The sequence below is a fragment of the Actinomadura sp. 7K534 genome (assembly GCF_004348575.1).
In the GTDB taxonomy this organism is placed as follows: Bacteria; Actinomycetota; Actinomycetes; order Streptosporangiales; family Streptosporangiaceae; genus Spirillospora; species Spirillospora livida.
The window spans coordinates 26,965-43,721 of record NZ_SMKB01000037.1; the positions used below are offsets into that span (position 1 = coordinate 26,965).

Annotated in this window: 24 protein-coding genes; 10 read left to right on the forward strand and 14 right to left on the reverse strand. The window is 69.4% G+C overall.

Going from position 1 to position 16,757, the window contains the following annotated elements; all coding sequences use genetic code 11:
- Positions 1-152 precede the first annotated feature (152 nt).
- On the forward strand, positions 153-290 hold the full coding sequence (locus tag E1266_RS37860) for a hypothetical protein (protein ID WP_165966022.1): 138 nt from the start codon (positions 153-155) through the stop codon (positions 288-290).
- Here the strand turns inward: E1266_RS37860 and fadD1 are convergent.
- From fadD1 to E1266_RS10730, 4 genes are read right to left on the reverse strand one after another with little or no spacing between them, the layout of a single operon-like run.
- Positions 287-1,867, reverse strand: a complete 1,581-nt coding sequence (fadD1, locus tag E1266_RS10715) for a fatty-acid--CoA ligase FadD1 (protein ID WP_132046167.1) — start codon at positions 1,865-1,867, stop codon at positions 287-289. The genes E1266_RS37860 and fadD1 overlap by 4 nt on opposite strands.
- Positions 1,860-2,798: an alpha/beta fold hydrolase gene (locus E1266_RS10720; RefSeq protein WP_132046168.1), complete on the reverse strand. Its 939-nt coding sequence runs from the start codon at positions 2,796-2,798 to the stop codon at positions 1,860-1,862. Before E1266_RS10720 ends, fadD1 begins: the two co-directional genes overlap by 8 nt.
- Complete coding sequence (locus E1266_RS10725; protein ID WP_132046169.1) at positions 2,795-3,424, reverse strand: TetR/AcrR family transcriptional regulator; 630 nt, start codon at positions 3,422-3,424, stop codon at positions 2,795-2,797. Before E1266_RS10725 ends, E1266_RS10720 begins: the two co-directional genes overlap by 4 nt.
- Positions 3,421-4,770 carry an NAD(P)-binding domain-containing protein gene (locus E1266_RS10730; protein WP_132046170.1) on the reverse strand — a complete coding sequence of 450 codons (1,350 nt, stop codon included), beginning with the start codon at positions 4,768-4,770 and terminating at the stop codon, positions 3,421-3,423. The genes E1266_RS10725 and E1266_RS10730 overlap by 4 nt, the downstream gene beginning before the upstream one ends.
- A 106-nt stretch (positions 4,771-4,876) precedes the next feature.
- Here E1266_RS10730 and E1266_RS10735 point away from each other — a divergent pair, with 106 nt between their 5' ends.
- The 5 genes from E1266_RS10735 to lexA all read left to right on the forward strand — a co-directional run bounded on the left by E1266_RS10735 (position 4,877) and on the right by lexA (position 7,516).
- On the forward strand, positions 4,877-5,614 hold the full coding sequence (locus E1266_RS10735; RefSeq protein ID WP_132046171.1) for an SDR family oxidoreductase: 738 nt from the start codon (positions 4,877-4,879) through the stop codon (positions 5,612-5,614).
- Positions 5,611-6,438: an SDR family oxidoreductase gene (locus E1266_RS10740; RefSeq protein WP_132046172.1), complete on the forward strand. Its 828-nt coding sequence runs from the start codon at positions 5,611-5,613 to the stop codon at positions 6,436-6,438. The genes E1266_RS10735 and E1266_RS10740 overlap by 4 nt, the downstream gene beginning before the upstream one ends.
- 65 nt (positions 6,439-6,503) lie before the next feature.
- A complete protein-coding gene (locus E1266_RS37865; protein ID WP_165966023.1) occupies positions 6,504-6,647 on the forward strand; it encodes a hypothetical protein in 144 nt (47 codons plus the stop codon).
- 26 nt (positions 6,648-6,673) lie between these two features.
- Positions 6,674-6,817 carry a hypothetical protein gene (locus E1266_RS10745; RefSeq protein ID WP_207945545.1) on the forward strand — a complete coding sequence of 48 codons (144 nt, stop codon included), beginning with the start codon at positions 6,674-6,676 and terminating at the stop codon, positions 6,815-6,817.
- A gap of 36 nt (positions 6,818-6,853) precedes the next feature.
- Positions 6,854-7,516, forward strand: coding sequence for a transcriptional repressor LexA (gene lexA / locus E1266_RS10750; protein ID WP_132046173.1), 663 nt, complete (start codon positions 6,854-6,856; stop codon positions 7,514-7,516).
- 92 nt (positions 7,517-7,608) lie between these two features.
- Here lexA and E1266_RS10755 read toward each other — a convergent pair whose 3' ends face one another.
- Positions 7,609-7,980, reverse strand: a complete 372-nt coding sequence (locus E1266_RS10755; protein ID WP_132046174.1) for a hypothetical protein — start codon at positions 7,978-7,980, stop codon at positions 7,609-7,611.
- Positions 7,981-9,028: 1,048 nt separating this feature from the next.
- Between E1266_RS10755 and E1266_RS10760 the strand changes: the two genes are divergently transcribed.
- Together E1266_RS10760 and E1266_RS10765 are read left to right on the forward strand one after the other, a co-directional pair.
- Positions 9,029-9,337 carry a hypothetical protein gene (locus E1266_RS10760; protein ID WP_207945547.1) on the forward strand — a complete coding sequence of 103 codons (309 nt, stop codon included), beginning with the start codon at positions 9,029-9,031 and terminating at the stop codon, positions 9,335-9,337.
- 164 nt (positions 9,338-9,501) lie between these two features.
- A complete protein-coding gene (locus E1266_RS10765; RefSeq protein ID WP_132046176.1) occupies positions 9,502-9,960 on the forward strand; it encodes a hypothetical protein in 459 nt (152 codons plus the stop codon).
- Between the two features lie 105 nt (positions 9,961-10,065).
- Here E1266_RS10765 and E1266_RS10770 read toward each other — a convergent pair whose 3' ends face one another.
- Positions 10,066-10,443 (reverse strand): hypothetical protein, encoded by a 378-nt coding sequence (locus E1266_RS10770; protein ID WP_132046177.1) that lies wholly within the window; start codon positions 10,441-10,443, stop codon positions 10,066-10,068.
- Positions 10,440-10,691: a hypothetical protein gene (locus tag E1266_RS38755; protein ID WP_207945549.1), complete on the reverse strand. Its 252-nt coding sequence runs from the start codon at positions 10,689-10,691 to the stop codon at positions 10,440-10,442. The genes E1266_RS10770 and E1266_RS38755 overlap by 4 nt, the downstream gene beginning before the upstream one ends.
- Positions 10,692-10,867: 176 nt before the next feature.
- On the opposite strand from E1266_RS38755, the gene E1266_RS10780 reads away from it, so the two are divergent.
- The gene (locus tag E1266_RS10780) at positions 10,868-11,521 is read left to right on the forward strand and encodes an SIS domain-containing protein (RefSeq protein ID WP_132046178.1); all 654 of its coding nucleotides are present in this window, start codon (positions 10,868-10,870) and stop codon (positions 11,519-11,521) included.
- A 253-nt stretch (positions 11,522-11,774) separates the two neighbouring features.
- Here the strand turns inward: E1266_RS10780 and E1266_RS10785 are convergent, their stop codons facing one another.
- From E1266_RS10785 to E1266_RS10800, 5 genes are all read right to left on the reverse strand, one after another.
- Positions 11,775-12,317, reverse strand: a complete 543-nt coding sequence (locus tag E1266_RS10785) for a dihydrofolate reductase family protein (protein ID WP_132046179.1) — start codon at positions 12,315-12,317, stop codon at positions 11,775-11,777.
- A gap of 60 nt (positions 12,318-12,377) precedes the next feature.
- On the reverse strand, positions 12,378-13,070 hold the full coding sequence (locus E1266_RS10790) for a helix-turn-helix domain-containing protein (protein WP_132046180.1): 693 nt from the start codon (positions 13,068-13,070) through the stop codon (positions 12,378-12,380).
- Positions 13,071-13,277: 207 nt separating this feature from the next.
- Positions 13,278-13,574 carry a hypothetical protein gene (locus E1266_RS10795; protein WP_132046181.1) on the reverse strand — a complete coding sequence of 99 codons (297 nt, stop codon included), beginning with the start codon at positions 13,572-13,574 and terminating at the stop codon, positions 13,278-13,280.
- 116 nt (positions 13,575-13,690) lie between these two features.
- Positions 13,691-13,861, reverse strand: coding sequence for a hypothetical protein (locus E1266_RS37870; protein ID WP_165966024.1), 171 nt, complete (start codon positions 13,859-13,861; stop codon positions 13,691-13,693).
- A 258-nt stretch (positions 13,862-14,119) separates the two neighbouring features.
- Entirely contained in the window at positions 14,120-14,503 is a 384-nt protein-coding gene (locus E1266_RS10800) for a DUF5997 family protein (protein ID WP_132046182.1), read from the reverse strand.
- Positions 14,504-14,558: 55 nt separating this feature from the next.
- Between E1266_RS10800 and E1266_RS10805 the strand changes: the two genes are divergently transcribed.
- Positions 14,559-15,245, forward strand: coding sequence for a LysR family transcriptional regulator substrate-binding protein (locus E1266_RS10805; protein ID WP_243718353.1), 687 nt, complete (start codon positions 14,559-14,561; stop codon positions 15,243-15,245).
- Positions 15,246-15,491: 246 nt separating this feature from the next.
- Here the strand turns inward: E1266_RS10805 and E1266_RS10810 are convergent, their stop codons facing one another.
- Positions 15,492-15,671 (reverse strand): hypothetical protein, encoded by a 180-nt coding sequence (locus E1266_RS10810; protein ID WP_184885552.1) that lies wholly within the window; start codon positions 15,669-15,671, stop codon positions 15,492-15,494.
- A 491-nt stretch (positions 15,672-16,162) separates the two neighbouring features.
- Positions 16,163-16,603: a hypothetical protein gene (locus E1266_RS10815; protein ID WP_207945550.1), complete on the reverse strand. Its 441-nt coding sequence runs from the start codon at positions 16,601-16,603 to the stop codon at positions 16,163-16,165.
- Positions 16,604-16,757: the final 154 nt, after the last annotated feature.

Here is a 16,757-nt window from a genome sequence, read left to right on the forward strand (position 1 = left end):
TGAGTAGTCACCGACCGCCCACGCACCCCGGCACGCCCCTTCGACCACGGGAGCCAATCAGGGAGCCAGCCCCATCAGACCGCTCCGGACCACCCACGTCCCCTTAGGGCGTTCTTGCAGGTCAGAGGCTTCCCGATCGACACGGATCGACCTTGATCGACTGGCCTGCGGTGCCTGGGGTCAACCAGCACCACCCGGACGTCATCGACGGCCGCCTCACCACCAGCGGCCTCACCGACACCACCACACCCGCCATCACCAATTGGCCCTGGTCAGACACGCTCCACTAGGGCTCAGGGCGGTAGACGAGCTCCCGCCCGGTCCGCGCGAATAGCGTGTCCGTGGTCTTGGTGCCCTGAGCCCGGAGCTCGCGCTTGAGAACCTTGTTCGTCGCCGTACTCGGCAGGTCGGTGGCGATCCGGACGAATCTCGGCCATGCCTTCGGCGACAGGTCCGGCTGGGCATTCAGGAACTCCTGGAGATCGACGGGCGTGAGGGTCGCGCCGTCGCGCAGCACCAGCGCGCACATGAGATGGTCGCCCGGGGCGTCGGCGTCCGGTACGCCGTACACCGCGGCCTGGCTGACCGCGTCGTTGCGCAGCAGCACCCGCTCGATCGGCGCCGCCGCGAGGTTCTCGCCGTCGACGCGCAGCCAGTCGTCGGTGCGACCCGCCAGGTACATGAAGCCTGCTTCGTCCCGATAGGCGAGATCGCCGGACCAGTACATGCCCCCGTCGAGCCGCTCGGAGGTCGCCTCTTCGTCGTTGTAGTAGCCGGCGAAGAACCCGGCCCCGGTGGTGTTGACCAGCTCGCCGACCGCCTCGTCCAGGTTGGCCACACGGCCCAGGTCGTCGAAGACGGCGCGCGGGCACTCGGTTCGGGTGTCCCGGTCGTAGACGGCGACGCCGTGGAACGGCTGCCCGATGGAGCCGGGCGGCGTGTCGTCGGTGCGGGTGATGATGACCGCGGTCTCGGTGGAGCCGAAGCCGTCCCACACGGTGCAGTCGAACCGGCGGGAGAACTCCTCGATGTCGCGGTCGCTCGCCTCGTTGCCGAACGCGACACGTAGTGGGTTGTCCCGGTCGTCCGGCTGTTCCGGCGTCGCGAGCAGGTAGGCGAGCGGCTTGCCGACGTAGTTCAGGTAGGTCGCACCATAGTGGCGCAGGTCGCTGAGGAACCGGCTTGCGCTGAACTGGGCCGGCGCCAGCGCGGCACCGGCGTGGGCGTGCACGGCGTATCCGGCGAGAATGGCGTTGCTGTGGAACATGGGCATTGAGGAATAGACGATGTCCTCGGTTGTCAGGTCGAACTTGTCGGCGAGCGTCGCTCCCGACATCACCGCCATGAAGTTGGCGACCCGCACGGCCTTCGGCTCCCCGCCGGTGCCGGAGGTGAAGATCAGCATGAAGGTGTCCAGCGGGTCGACCGTCGGGAACCCGGCGGTTCCACGCGGTGCGTCGGCCACCCGCGTGAGCCAGTCGGCGTCGTCGGTGTCGAACACCGTCGCGCCACCGAGGTCGAGCCCGCCGAGCAGGGCCAGGTGCCGGTGATCGGTCAGCAGGATCTGGCAGTCGGCGCGGCGTACGTCGGCCGCGAGACCCTCGCCGCGCCGGATGGTGTTGATGCCGACGGTCACGTGCCCGCCGAGCGCACCCGCCGCGATCGCCATCGCCATCTCGGGGCTGTTCTGCATCAGCACGCCGACGTGGACCGGCCGGCCCGGGTCGGCCATCGTGTGCAGCACGTGCGCGCGAGCGGCGCTCTCGCCGAGGTAGTCGCGCCAGCTCCGCACCTGGTCGCCGTACTTCAGGCCCGGCGTGTCCCGCTCGGCATGCTGGAGGAGGAGGGCCTGGACGGTGTCAGGCACGGGACGGTTCCGATGCGGTCGCGGTGGGCGGGATGGCGGCGGAGGGAACAGCCAGGTGGCGGCTCAGGAACGCCACGACGTGGCGGGTGGCGGCCTCGTGGAAGGGCTTGCCGGCGAAGAGGTCGAAGTGGTCGCCGGGGTAGTGCCGCACCTCGGCGCGACCGGCGAAGGCCGCCTTCGCCGCGGCGTACGGCGGCGCGCTCCTGTCGAAGTCGCAGATCTGCACCAGCCACGGGACCCGCAGCGACTTCGCGTCCTTGGCGGGCGTCCGGCCGCCGAGCTCCATCACGACGTCGGCGGCGATCTCGTTGCGCCAGGTCGGGCCCGCGAGCGCGAGGTAGTCCTCGTAGGCGCCGGGCAGGGTCAGCGCGCCGAGCTCCCCGGGACGAGCCACGACCGGGATCATCGTCGGCGCGCGGCCGGCCTTGCGTCGTACGGCCGAAGCGATGCCGCGGCCGGTGGAGGCGAGCAGCCGGGCCGGGCGGTGGTGCTTCGCGGCGAGCCGCGCGGCGGCGAGCCCGTCCACGAGCGGCACCGCGGAGACCACCGCCGCGACGTCGTCACGCGCGGCGGCGACGGAGACGACGTGGCCGCCCGCGAGTGAGATGCCCCAGAGCACGACCCGTTCGGCGTCGACGCCCGGAAGGCGCTTCGCTGCCTCGACGGCGGCGTGCCAGTCGGCGACCTGGTCGGCGACGGACACGCACTGGCGCAGGCCACCGTCGCCGGCGTCGCTCGCGCCGAAGCCGCGGTAGTCGAAGGTGACGGCGTGGAAGCCCGCCGCGGCGAACGCCTCGGCGAACGGCTGGAGGCCGGAGTCCTGGGTGCCGGCGAGGCCGTGGCCGAGCACCACGACGGGCGCGCCGTCCGCGCCGGTGTGATGCGTGGCGGCGCAGCGCACCCCGGCCGAGGTGAAGTCGAAAGCGGTCATGCGTTGCCTCCGTAGATGCTGGTCATCCAGATGTGCGTGAGCGCGTCGACGTGTTGCTCGCGTGGCGGCTCCCCGCCGAGCGCATGGCGCTCGAGGGCGTGGTCGTTGAGGTCGAGGAGTACGGCGGCCAGGCCCGCCGCGTCCGGACCGCCGGTCGCGTGCCCGGCAGCCCGCTCCCGCTCGATCATCTCCGCGACCATGCCCGCGAACTCGGCGCGGCCCGCGTCCCAGCCCTCCTGGACCTGCGGGTTCGCGGCCCTCGCCTCGAGCAGGGCGCGGTAGGTGTGCGGCGAGGCGTCGACGGAGTCGAAGAGCGAGTCGAGGACCTGCCGGATCCGCTCGCCGGGATCACCCTCCGCCTTGACCAGCAGGTCGGTCGCGTCCGACGCGGCGTCGTACAGGCCGGTCATCAGGGCGAGCACCGCGTTGGCCTTGCTCTCGAAGTAGAAGTAGAACGCCGAGCGGGTGACGCCGGCCCGCCGGGAGATCTCCGCGACGTTGACCTGGTCGAGGGTCTGCTCGCGCAGCAGGTCGTCGAGGGCCTGGAGCAGGGCCGAGCGGCGCTGGTCGCCGCGGTTGGCGCTGCGGCGGTCGACCAGCCGCGCCCAGGCGCGCTCCTCGCTCATCCGCGCGCCTGGGCGGGCCGCCGCGCCTGCCGCCGCCCGGCTCGCTTCATGCCCGCGGGGATCTCGCGGGTGCGCAGGTCGTGCTCGTAGAGGAAGTAGTCGAGCTGCTGGGTGTGCCGCGGCCGCTGCACCATGTGGGCGGTGTACTTCTGCTGGTCCTCGTCGATCACCCGCTCCATCTCGGCGACCGGCGGCGGCGCGTAGCGGCCGACGAGCCAGGCCGCGACCAGCCGGGTCTGGCACTCGACGAACGGGAACAGTGTCGGCGTCGCCTGGGCGAACCCGATGAACGCGAGGTCGTCCATGCCCGGCTTGAAGATCCGCTTGTAGAGGCGGATGTGGTTCTCGGGCGCGCTGATGAAGTCGGGGTCGAAGAACGGGAAGGTGATGTTGTAGCCGGTGGCGTGGATGACGACGTCGAAGTCCTCGGCGGTGCCGTCGGCGAAGTGCACGGTAGGGCCGTCCCAGCGCTCGATGTCGCCCTTGGCCCGCAGGTCGCCGGAGCCGAGCCGCAGCGGCAGCTCGACCGACTGCGTCGGGTGCGCCTCGAAGAACTTGTGGTTGGGCTCGGGCAGGCCGTAGTCGGTCGGGCGGCCGGCGGTCAGCGGCTGCATCACCTGCAACAACTTGCGCTGCCACGCGAACGGGATGTGCGGGGAGGTCTTGTAGTACTTGTCGGCCGGCGTTCCGGCGAAGTACTTCGGCACGATCCACGCACTGGACCGCGTCGAGATGACGACCTCGTTGTCGAGTGTCTTGCTGGAGAGCTCGACCGCGATGTCGGCGGCGCTGTTGCCAAGCCCGATGATCAGAATCCGCTTACCTGTGAGGTCGTGCGGCGTCCGCGGGTCGATGTAGGCGTGCGAGTGCATCGTCAGGCCGGTGAACTCTCCCGGCTTGTCGGCGAAGCGCGGGTCCCAGTGGTGGCCGTTGGCCACCAGGAGCACGTCGAAGCGGCGTACGCCGGTGCGCTCGGTCTCCAGCAGCCAGCCGCCGTCGGGGTGCCGCTCGGCGTGCACGACGCCGTTCTCGAACTCGATCCGGCGCCGGATGTCGAACGCGTCGGCGTAGCTGTCGAGGTAGTCCTTGATCTGGGTGTGGTGCGGGAAGTCGGGATAGTCCTCGGGCATCGGGAAGTCCTTGAGGGACAGCTGGTGCTTCGAGGTGTCGATGTGCAGCGAGCGGTAGGCGCTGCTGTGCCCGTTGGGGTTGCCGAAGGCCCAGTTGCCGCCTACGCGGTCCGAGGACTCGAACGTGGCGTACCCCAGCCCGTAGTCCTCCAGCATCTTGCTCATCGTCAGCCCACTGATGCCGGCACCGAGCACGGCGACCGTCGGACCACTCATCGGCTACTCCTCGGCATCTGCTTGACAACTTGGTGTGACGCCCGTCACGTTAGGACTGCAATTGACACGTGTCAACAGATACCGACGAGCGTCAGGATGGTGGCGGATGAGTGAGCAGCGCACGGTCGTGGTGGTCGGGGGCGGGTCCGGCCTCGGAGCGGCGACGGCCGCGCTGCTGCGGTCGCAGGGCGACACCGTGGTGGTCGCCGACCTCCCCGGCACGGCCGCCGACATCGAGGTGGACGTGACCGACGAGGGAGGAGTGGAGGCGCTCTTCGAGGGCGTCGTCGCCGAGCACGGGCGCTTCCACGGCGTGGTCAACTGTGCCGGCACGAGCACGCTCTCGCGGGTCGTCGACCACGACGCCGCGGAGTGGCGCCGGATCGTCGACGTCTGCCTCACCGGCGCGTTCCTCGTGCTCAAGCACGCCGGACTCCGGGTCGCCGACGGAGGCGCGCTGGTGTCGCTGACCTCCCTCAACGCCCGCCAGCCCGGCACCGGCCTGGCCGCCTACTGCGCCGCGAAGGCCGGTGTCGTGGCGCTCACGGAGGTCGCCGCGCTCGAGCTCGCGCCGCGCCGTGTGCGCGTCAACGCAGTGGCGCCCGGCCTGGTCGTCACGCCGCTGACGGCGCCGGCGATGGACATCTCCGGGGTCAAGGACGAGTACGTCGCCAACACGCCGCTCGGCCGACCGGGAAGCCCGGAGGAGATCGCCGCATCCGTGCGCTACCTGCTGTCGGACGATGCGGCGTGGATCACCGGCGAGACCCTTGACATCAACGGCGGTGCCCACCTGATGCGCTACCCGGATCTCGCCGGACTCGTGGAGAAGGCGTTCGCATGAGCCTCGCGAGCAGATCCGCGATCGTCACAGGCGGCGGCTCGGGCATCGGAGCCTCGCTCACCGCGGCACTCGTCGGTGCTGGCGCCGACGTGGTGTGCACGGACCTCGACCTGGGCGCCGCGGAGAAGACCGTCGCCGGCCTCGCCGGACCGGGATCGGCACGTGCGGCGGCCGTCGACGTGACGCAAGCGGCCCAGGTGCAGCAGGTCGTCGACGAGGTCGTGGAGGCGCACGGACGGATCGACCTGATGTTCAACAACGCGGGCATCACCTATTTCGGCGACACGGAGGCCCTGACGCTGGACCAGTGGAACTCGATCATCGACGTCAACATCCGTGGCGTTGTGCATGGTGTGCACGCGGCGTATCCGCAGATGGTCCGCCAGCGCGGCGGGCACATCGTCAACACGGCCTCGATGGGCGGTCTCATGGCCGCGGGCCTGATGACGTCGTACGTCGCCACGAAGCATGCCGTCGTCGGGCTGTCCCTGGCGCTGCGGACCGAGGCCGCCGCGCACGGCGTCGGCGTCACCGTCGTCTGCCCTGCGGCCGTGGACACCCCGATCCTCGACAAGGGCGAGATCGGCCCCTACCGCGGTCGGGACTTCTACCTCGACGGGCAGGGGATCAAGCGCCCGCTCGATGCGGGCGTGCTCGCCCGGCGGGTCTTGGCGGCCGTCGAGGCGAACGAGGCAATGGTCGTGGAGCCGCGCCGTGCGCGGCTCGCGTGGCGCGTCGGCCGGCTCTCGCCGACGTTCGTCAACAGAACGACCACGCGGTTCATCGACAGACAGCGCGCCCAGGCGCGGAAGGGATCGGCATAACGGCGACGCTGCCCGAGATCGGGTGCTACGGGCTGGCGGGCCATACCGCGAGTCCGCTCGACGTTGTGGCGAAGGCACAGCACGCCGAATGGCCCGGCATCGGCGCGATGTTCCGGTCCGAGCGGTTCAACGTCAAGGACGCTGGGATGATGGCAGGCGCGGTCGCAGCCGCGACGGAGGAGCAGATCGGCATCGGCACATCCGCGTAACTGCTCGTCCGTGCAGGTCAAGCAGCATGCCCGAACTCGAACTCGCCGGACCACTGGCCGGCATCCAAGCCCCGCCGGGCCGGGGCGATACGTTCGCCTTCTTCGCCGCGATGGCCGAGACCGAACGCGAGAACATCCGCGGAGCCACCCTCCTGGGGCGTGAGTACTGAGCGTGCTCCTTACAGCGGCCCCCTACAATTCCGAAGGTGACCGCCTACAGTGATCTTGATGCGTTCGGGGACCTCGACGCCTCCGCTCTGCCCCCGCGCCAGCAGCAGATCCTGGCCATGATCCGGGACTGGGTGGTCAAGTACGGGTATGCGCCGAGCACGCGCGAGATCGGCGACGCCGTCGGCCTGCGGTCATCGTCATCGGTGTCGCGCCACCTGGCGAGCCTGGAGGACAAGGGGTTCCTGCGGCGCGGCACCGCACTGTCGCGGCCGATCGACGCGCGCGTGTTCCTGCGGCAACAGTCGCCACGGGAGTCCTCCGACGGTCCGGTGACCGTGCCCGTGGTCGGGCACATCGCCGCCGGCATCCCCATCCCGGCCGAGGAGCACGTCGACGACACGCTGACGCTGCCCCGCGAACTCACCGGGCGCGGCACCGTCTTCGCCCTGCGCGTGCGCGGTGACTCGATGATCGACGCCGCGATCTGCGACGGTGACCTCGTCGTGGTCCGCCAGCAGCAGGAGGCCCACTCCGGCCAGATCGTCGCCGCCATGATCGACGGCGAGGCCACCGTGAAGGTGTTCCAGCGCCGCAACGGCCACGTCCAACTCCAACCGCGCAACCCCGCCTACGGCGTCATCGACGGCGACAAGGCCGTCGTGCTCGGAATAGTCATCTCCGTAGTCCGTCGCCTCTGAACCGGCGGAGCCACCAGCGCCGCATTAGACGACAAGACCACGACGAAGGCATAAGCGGACAATGATCGGTGCGCGACGCCTGGTTCAGGCAGTTATGGCACGGTATCGCAAACTTGACCTGGCTGGAAGAACTGGCTGTAGGACATGCACACTTCGTCGCCGGTGAGCAACGGCGTGAACGGCCAATAGTCGCCATGAAGATACCCCGGGCCGGACTGGGTGGTCACGGTGCCGGCCGCAAAGGTGCCGTTGACGGCGAAGCTCACCCCGGTCGCATCCGGGGGCGGTCTGAACGTGAAGGTGAAGCGGTAGTCTCCGGGCTGGCCTGCGATGCCAGCGCATACCGGCGCTTCTGGGATGCAGACCGGATCCGCCAGGGCGGGGGTGGCGGTGAAGGCCGCTGCCATGGCGGTCGTGGTCAGAGCAGCGAAACAGATCATCGAGCGACGAATGCGTGAACGCATGCTTGCATAATTCGTGACAGTCCCGACCTCAGAACAGACCATGACCGGACCTGGCCCCGCGGCGGCAAGAAGTTATCACATTCGAATATGTATCGTGGATCTATTATCGAGGTCGGATAACTTCACCCTGCTGTCATCGTCAACGTCTGCGTCGGCGGTCTGGTCGGGCTGGAGCGCACCACCGTACCGCTGATCGACGCGAAGATGTTCGGCCTGACCAGCGATCTGGCGGTGTTCTGCTTCATCATCGCCTTCGCCACATTCGGGCCCCGCTAAGGGTCACCGTCTCCCCGGAGTCGCACGCCAGCAGTGGTGCTGTGCAGCAATCCCTCCATCGACGCTCGCCTACGACGACTGACACCTCATCGAGCCGTAGAGCTCCACATCTCGTGGACAGTGCAGGCGGTGAATGGGTCAGCAGCCGTTACCCGCTAGGATTTCGTTCTGCGTCGAGGAGGGTGAGAAGGACGGCGGTGGGGACTCTGTAGCAGTTGCCGATGCGGATGACCTTGCAGGGGAATTGATCGTTCTTGGCGAATTGGTAAGCGTAGGTGCGGGAGAGGCCCCGGGCTCGGGCTGCGGTGACGATGTCGGGCAGTTCGGCGAGTCCGACGTACTTGAGGGCTGCATCTTCTTGCCTCCGTGGGTTGGTTCCTGCCCCTGGTCGAGAGGCGGATGTCGAGCGGCTTCAGGTGAAGCACCAGCCGGCCTCTCAGGTGTCGTCTCCGTCTTCGAAGAGGAGGATGTCGATCTACGGGGGGTGATGTCGGCAAGTGGGGCGTTGTAGCGAGTGAGGTAGACGGGGTCTTTGCCGAGGGCGCGGCGGTCTTGTGAACAAGGCTGGTTCTTCGCGACGCATGACTTGCCAGGTAGTGAGGTGGTGGAAGGCACGTTGGTGCGAATCTAGGTACCGGTCGGACTGGCGTCCTGAATGATGGCTGTCGTGGAACCGGTTGCTGGGTGCCTTGCGTGTGATCTCCTTGTTGGCGTTCGTCCTCTTCCTGGGGGGCGTCTTGCGGAGGCTTCGGGTTGGGTTGTTGAACACTCGGTGGGCCTGCTCGGCTTGGGGACGTTGGTGGTCAAGCCAGTGCGACATGTTGTCCATGTCGCCGAGTTGAACGGTGTTGAGAGCGAGGCTTTGGGCCCGTTGCTGCGTCGGGTGGCTGCGGCGGTGACGGAGGTTGTCCAGCCGGAGCAGGTCTATGTATGCCTCTGGTCGCATGCGGATGCCGTGCCGGGCCATGTGCATTTCGTGGTCCAGCCCGTGGTGAAGGCGGTCATGACTCAGTTCGACGCGTTCGGGCCTGCCCTGCAGATGGCGATGTTTCGTGAAGGGGCGGTGCCGGACGAGAACTAGGTGGAAGCGTTGTGCGAGGAGCTTCGAACGGTCCTGTCCAGCTCGGTCGACGGATCGTGAACCGGCTCCGAGCCGAGTCCTTTGGCACCGTAGACTTTGAGGCAGCGGCCGATGACGCGCCGCCCGGACGCACCCGATCCGGCAACGCCCGCTACCTTGCTCTCGTGGCACTCAGGACGGTCAACGACCGATGGGCAGGAGACGACCTCGACGATCTGGTCGCCTATTTCGACGCAGATCCGGACGAGTACCCGGCACACCAAGTGATCGCGGCACGCTGCAGTCACTGCACAGGCCAAGTCTTCGTCCTTGTGACCGACGAATCGTCCACATGCGTCCGCCGCACCTGCGTCACCTGCGATCAGACCACCCACATGCTGGACAGTGAGGAGCACTGGCCGACCCCCGAAGAAGAGGACGAAGCCCAGTACTTCGTCGAGTGCGCCTGCGGCTCGGACCAGTTCGAGGCCGCAGTCGGCTTCTCCTTCTACGACGACGGCCCGACCTCGGACATCCGCTGGGTCAGCGTCGCAGTCCGATGCACGACCGACGGCCTCATCGGCTACTGCGCGAGCTGGAAGATCGGCTACGGCCCCTCCCGCCATCTGGTCGACTCCGTCTGAATCCCAGACCCCGGCCCCGGACACCCCAGACCTTCAAGGTGAGCTGATCGATCACCGCTACTCCCCGTTACTGACCTCTCATCAGGCCCTCGGGCCCTAACAAGATCAGTTCGGCTGAGCAAGCGTGTTCGTACTGGCAGGGGTGCCGTAGGGCCGTTCGCAGGACCGGAGCTCGACTTTGCGTTTGCCGAAGTGCTCCTCGAACTCCTGCCATTCCTCGGTGGTCGCGTCGTGGTATTCGTCGTGCGGCCGGATGGCGCGCCGGGTGGCGAGGAAGGCGGTGTAGCCCGTCACAACGTCTTCGTCGATGACCGCGACGTGGCCGCGAGTGGTCCGGATGTTTGGGTGACGGAGGAGCGCGGCACCGATGTGGCTGGGTGCAAGGGCGTGCCTCCGGTTAGGCGTCGGTTGTTCGATCTTGCCGATCGCGGCCAGGACGTTCCGGGGCAAACAAAAGGCAACGCCCGTTGTCGCGCCGGTCAAGAGTCGGCACCGACGGAGGCGGTGTCCTCGTGCACCGCGGCGGCCTCGGACGAGGGGGCCTTCGTCGTTCGCGGATCTCCTGCCGGCCGACCGGCGAACCAGGCGATCGTCCGTGCCAGGCCCTCGCCGGCCGGGACCTTCGGTCCCCAGTCCAGCACGGCGCGGCTGAGCGAAATGTCGGGACAGCGTACCTTCGGGTCGTCGACGGCGCTTTTCACGATTGAACGCGCTTTCGCCAGCGCGATCACTTCATGGTTTCTTGTTAACCAAGGGGTGAAGGAGTCGCCCGAGATGAGTCTTTTCTCCGCTTCAAGTCATCCCATTGTTGGCCGCGGTAACAGCTTGGTTCGGGAACTCGTCGGGCACGTCTCCGGTCGAACGGTCAGGAGGGGCGCGGATCGGCCCCCATCTCACGGGAGCCGACATGACACCCGTAGGACACGCACACGTGGCGGCACTGGTCACCGCACTCGAACGGTTCGGTCCCCAGGTCGACAAGGTCGAGCGGTGGGGCACCGAGTTGGCCGGGGTACTGACCGGGGGCGCCCGGCTGCTGGCGGCGGGCAACGGCGGAAGCGCCGCACACGCCCAGCACCTGACAGCGGAGCTGGTCGGACGGTACCGCGACGAACGCGTTCCGCTCTCGGCCGCCACCCTGCACGCCGACATGTCGACCGTCACCGCCGTCGGCAACGACTACGGTTATGACGAGGTCTTCGCGCGGCAGGTTCGCGCCCACGGCAGGACCGGGGACGTCCTCGTACTGCTGTCCACCAGCGGCGCCAGCCGCAACCTTCTGCAAGCCGCCGATCAGGGCCGGCGGAGCGGCCTTCGCGTCTGGGCGCTGACGGGCCCGGATCCGAACCCGCTGGCCGGCGTGGCCGACGAGGCGATCGCCGTGGACGCCCCCTCGACAGCCTGCGTCCAAGAGGTGCACCAGGTCGTCGTGCACCTTCTCTGCGCCGCCGTGGACGCCGCTCTCGGCGCGGACGCCGGGTCCCACCGGGACGCTTCGGCCCTGACACGACACGCCACGACCTCAGCCGATGCCCTTCCCCCCGCGGGACGGGACCGGTGAACGGCCGGCTGCCGGTGGTCGGCGACGCGCTATTGGACCGGGACCTGGGCGGCGGCGGGCGCGCCGCTCCGAACTCGCTGGTGGTGAAGCAGTCGTGGAGCGCAACGGCGCGAACGTCCTTATTCGTGCTGGAAGTGGGGGAAGCGCAGGGGCTCCCGGCCGGGCGCGTCTTGTCAGCCATCGATCGCTGGGCGAGATCCTCGCATTCGACGTCACCACCGCCCTGCGCATCCCCCTCGGCTGACGTCCCGGTCTACTTGGCCGGGGTGTAGGCCAGGACCAGCGAGCCGTTGCCGAGGTCGGTGACCCCGGTCAGGTTCATGAAGGTCGCGCCTATGCCCGATAGGAGGGAGTCGCCGGAGCCCGCCACGAACGGGGATATGCCCAGGTGGATCTCGTCCATCAGGCCCGCCTCGACGAGCGCGCGGCTGAACGGGCCGTTGCCGTACTTCAGCAGGGTCCCGTCGCCGGCCTCCTTGAGGCGCGCGACGGCCTCGACGGCGTCACCGGGGAGCACTTCGGCGTTCCACGTGGTCTCGGTCAGCGTGGTGGACGCGACGTACTTCGGCAGCGCGTTGACCTTGTCGGCGAGGGGGCCGGTCATGTCGGGCCAGGTGGTGGAGAAGGTCTCGTAGGTCAGCCGTCCGAGCACGAGGCCGGCCGCGTTCTCCAGCAGGCGGAGCTGGTAGGCCATGTGGTCGTCGTTCGGCGGGACCTGCATCTGCGCGGCCCACCAGTCGTCCCCGGAGAACCTCCCGTCGATCGAGAGGTGGTCGTATTCGATCAGTTTTCGCATCCCCGGAGGCAACCACGGCCGAGATCGGCCCGTCTTGTACCGAGCCGAACGCCGCGGGCGTCAGAACGCGAGGAACGGGATGTCGCCGGACCTCAGCTCGCCCGGGGTGTGGCCGGTCGCCCACCGCATCGCGCGGGAGAGCTGCGGCTGGTCGTAGTAGCCCCCGGCGGCGGCGACGTCCGCGGGCGAGCCGCCGGCCGCGAGGAGCCGGGCGGCGCGCTTCGCCCGCTCGATGGCGACGAGCTTGCGGCGCGAGATGCCGACGGCCCGGCGGAAGCGGAGCTGCGCCGTCCGCTCCGACATGCCGCGCGGGCGGCCGCCGTGCCGGATCTCCTCCACGAACGGGTCGAACACCAGCAGGCCGGCGCGCGCGAGCCGGTCGAGGAAGACGTCGACGTTGTGCTCGGACGGCATCTCCCACTCCCGGCCGTCCAGCAGGACGCGGCCGCCGGGCAGGGCCGGCGGGCGGGCGTCGGCCCGGTCCGCCAGGCCGGACGGCGGGAACAGGGGCAGGTGGGCGCCCGGGCGCAGCTCGACCCCGAAGAACTCCCAGCCCTCCGGGCAGGTCATGCGGGTGGCCCTGGTCTCCGGGCCGCGGACGTACATCGCGGTCCGGCCGTCGTACCGGGCGAACGAGAGCATCGGCGAGCTCTTGACCGCCGAGGTGAAGCCGGTGGGGGCGTGGCAGCTCGCCGCCCACACCCGCTGCGCCAGCGGAAGCTCGCCCGGGACGACGTTGTAGGTCAGGCCCATAACGGCGCGAGTCTAGACCGCGCCGGCCGGGACGGGGGCGCGGGCCCGCGGACGGCTTCGCCGGGACGGTCGATCTGCGCGTCCCGTCGATCTAACATCCCGGGTGCAATACACCCGTACCGATCGTCCGCGCGGGCACGGGGACGATCGGTGCGCGGGGCGGGGAAACGGAGTCGGCCGACGGGCCGGACGGCGGCGAGGGGCCGGTCAGCGCGGGTCGCCGGCGGCCCGCTCGATGATCCAGTCGGTGGTGCGCCGGACGCGGATCATGCGGCGCTCCAGGCGGGAGCGGCCGGCGGGCCGGGGGTTCGCCGTGCGGCGGTGCGGCGCTCGCCTCGGCCCGGCGGCGGCACGGGCGGTCGCGGCGAGCCGGGCCGCCGCCTCGGCGAGCTCGGCCAGGCGGCGCTCCTCCGAACGCCGGTCGGGCGCCTCCAGGACGCGGACGTACAGCGCCTCGACCTCGGCCGTCCGCGCGCCCAGCCTCAGGAGCCGCTGGCTGCTCATCTCTCCTCACCCCCGGACTCGCGGCGGGTGTGCGATGGTGCGCGCCGCACCGCTTCCAGGATGACCGCCCCGCTCCCCGGTGACGAATGATTAACCGACCGGCCGCGGCCGCCCGGCTAGCCCTGCGTGATAGCCGGGATAGGTGGGCATCCCGGGACACGCCGGGTGCGCAGGCCGAGCCGGGTGGTCAGCGCGCGCAGCCGCCGGTGCGGGCGGCCGGCGAACTCCCCGCCGCCCCGCAGGCCGCCCTGCGCGGACCCGGCCGGCCGTTCCCGCGCCTCGATCACGAGGAGACGTATCGGCGCTGTGCGGACGGCGGGGTGGCGCATCGGTGGCGTCGGCTATGAACGGACCTACGAATACTCGATGAGATGATCACGGACCGGCGCCGGCGCCGGCACGCCGTCCGCCCGAGGGCGACCGCCTGAATGAGGTATAGGCGGCCTCGGGCGCTGCGCTTGCTCAGGATCACGTCCACGCAGGACGCCTTGAGCAATGCGGCCTACAGCGGGCGGCGGCGGGCGCGGCCGGGGGGATCCCGTGCGTCAGGACTTGGCGCGCTGCTGCTTGAGGCGGAGGTCCTCCCTGCGGACTTCGGTTCGGACGGCTTGCTCGCGTTCCAGCCAGTCGGGCCTTTCGGCCTTCAGGTTCTCGATCTCGGCTGTGGTGAGGGGGCCCGTGATGCCGGCGCGGGCCAGACCTGAGATGGAGACGCGGAGCCTGGCGGCGACGACCTGGCGGGGGTGGGGGCCCTCACGGCGCAGGTCCGCCAGCCATGAGGGCGGGTCGGCTTGGAGCGCGTTCAATTCGTCCCGGGAGACAGGGGCTTCCTGGAACTCGGCGGGTGCTGCCGGCAGCAGGATCCCCAGCTTCTTGGCCGCAGTCGCGGACTTCATGGTCTGCGGGGTCTTCGGTTTGGACGTGCCCATGGCCTCAAGGGTAGCCAGCGGGAGGGAACTGTCCGGCCGTGGCTAGGGTGGCGGAGTGACCGATGGTGAGTTCCGGCTGGCCTACGTGCCGGGGGTGACGCCCGGGAAGTGGGCCGGGGTGTGGGCCGAGCGGGTCCGGGAGGTGCCGCTTCGCCTGCTGCAGGTGCCGGCGGCCGAGGTCGTCCCCCTGCTGCGGAACGGTGAGGTGGACGCGGCGTTCGTGCGCCTGCCCGTCGACCGCGAGGCCCTCCATGTGATCCCGCTGTACCTGGAGACGACCGTGGTCGTGGTGCCGAAGGATCACGTGGTGGCCGCAGTGGAGGAGGTAGAGCTCGCCGATCTCGCCGACGAGGACGTGTTCGAGCCACTCGACGAGGTCTTGACCTGGGACGACCGCCCCGGGCAACCTGCCTTCACCCGTCCTGAGAGCACTCGCGGCGCGATCGAGTTGGTGGCGTCGGGAGCCGGCGTCCTGCTGCTCCCGCAGTCTCTGGCCCGCCTCCACCACCGCAAAGACCTCACCTACCGGACCGTGACCGACGCTCCTCAGTCCCAGATCGGCCTGGCCTGGCTCGAGGCGGAGACGACCGACCTCATGGAGGAACTGATCGGCATCGTCCGCGGCCGCACCCCCAACAGCTCCCGTGGCCGCAATCCTCGGCAGCAGCCCACCCCTAAGAAGCCGCCGCAACAGCGCCACGCCTCCAAGCACCACCGCCAGAAGCGCCGCCGTCGGAGGTGACGGGAGTCGCGCCCACCGACACCATCCCGCCATCCCTCTTCGCGGCGGGTCACGCCAGCAGCGCCTCGGTATGGGAGCGCAGGAGGCCGACCCAGCTGGTGAAGGCACGCTCAGGTGCCTCACCAGCGAAAAATCGAGGCTCGCGCACGACCGCAGAACCGTGAACATCAGGATGGCCGCGCCACGGGGGAAGCTCAAGATGCCGTCAGAAGACCTCACGATGACGCGGTCGTAGAGCCCGACATGTCATGCGCTCGGCTGGGGAACCTTGCAGTTGGCGGTGGGGTTGAGACCGATGTAGTTGAGCGGACCGGTGGCCAAGGTGATTCCGATCGTGGCGATACTGGCGCAACTGCCATCAAATTGGGCGTAGTAGTGGCGCTGTCCCGCGGCGAGCGCTCCGATGATCAGCCAGGCGACGAGCATCCACCGTCCGGACCTCATCGCTACCTCCAGTGACCGCTTCGCCGACCCGGGGGTACGACAGTAACGACAAGATCGTCCATAGTTAAGCAAGTCGGGCTGGGTGTGTCGTATCACGAACGTCTCGCGCGGCCGCTGTGTTCTCGACGGCGCTCCGCCCGCCACCGGCGTCTCGACCCGACCGTGAACAACCCGCTCGAAATCCTACTGGCAGAGTGTGCAGTCGCCGAGGGGTTCGGAACCCGTTCGCCCGGCTATCCGGTTCTACCTGCACGACGAGACGGCCCGACGAGATCAACTCCCACGACATCGGCGAACCACTGCGCCCGGGCCGGTGCTCCCGCTGCATCGTCGTCCAGCGCCCAGGGTTCGCTGGTGTCGGGTGCACCCGGCGGGCGGCGCGAGCGCTGGTACTCGGACGGCCGATCAAGACGGTTCGTTTGGATCATCCTCCGGCCGCCGATGCCACCGACAGCCGGAGCGAGGTAGATGCCTTACACGTCGCTGCGGCGCGGCGCTCGTTCGGTGAGGAAGGTGATCACTGCGTCGAGGAACTCCGTCGGGCGTTCGACGTTCGCCAGGTGCACTGTGGGCAGGACGGTGAACTGCGCGCCGGGGACGGCGGCGGCGAGCTCTTCCCCGTGGCGGGCGGACGTGACGGTGTCGTACTCGCCCGCGATGACCAGCGTCGGGTTGCGGATGAGTGCGGCCGTGCGGCGCAGATCGTAGTCGCGCACCGCCGCCCAGCTGCCGGCCACGCCCTCGCGCCGGGTGGCCGGCAGTGTGCGGCGGAAGCCGTTGGTGACCTCGTTGTCCTCGCGCAGCATGTGGGCCGGGCTGGCGGTCCTGATCCCGGGCGACGGCATCTGGCCGACCAGCTGGCCGTTCGCGCTGCAGGTCCTGATGGCCGTGCTGGTCGCGGACGCCGGGATCACCCTGGTGCACTACGCCAGCCACAAGATCGGGTGGTTGCGGCGTCGGCCATTCATGATGTTTGCGGGACTCGCCATCGCTCCCGGCTTCACCAGGGGGAGAGTATTAGTGCCTGGAGGGTCAGGGTCAGGGTGGTCTGGGCTGACAGCCAGGGGC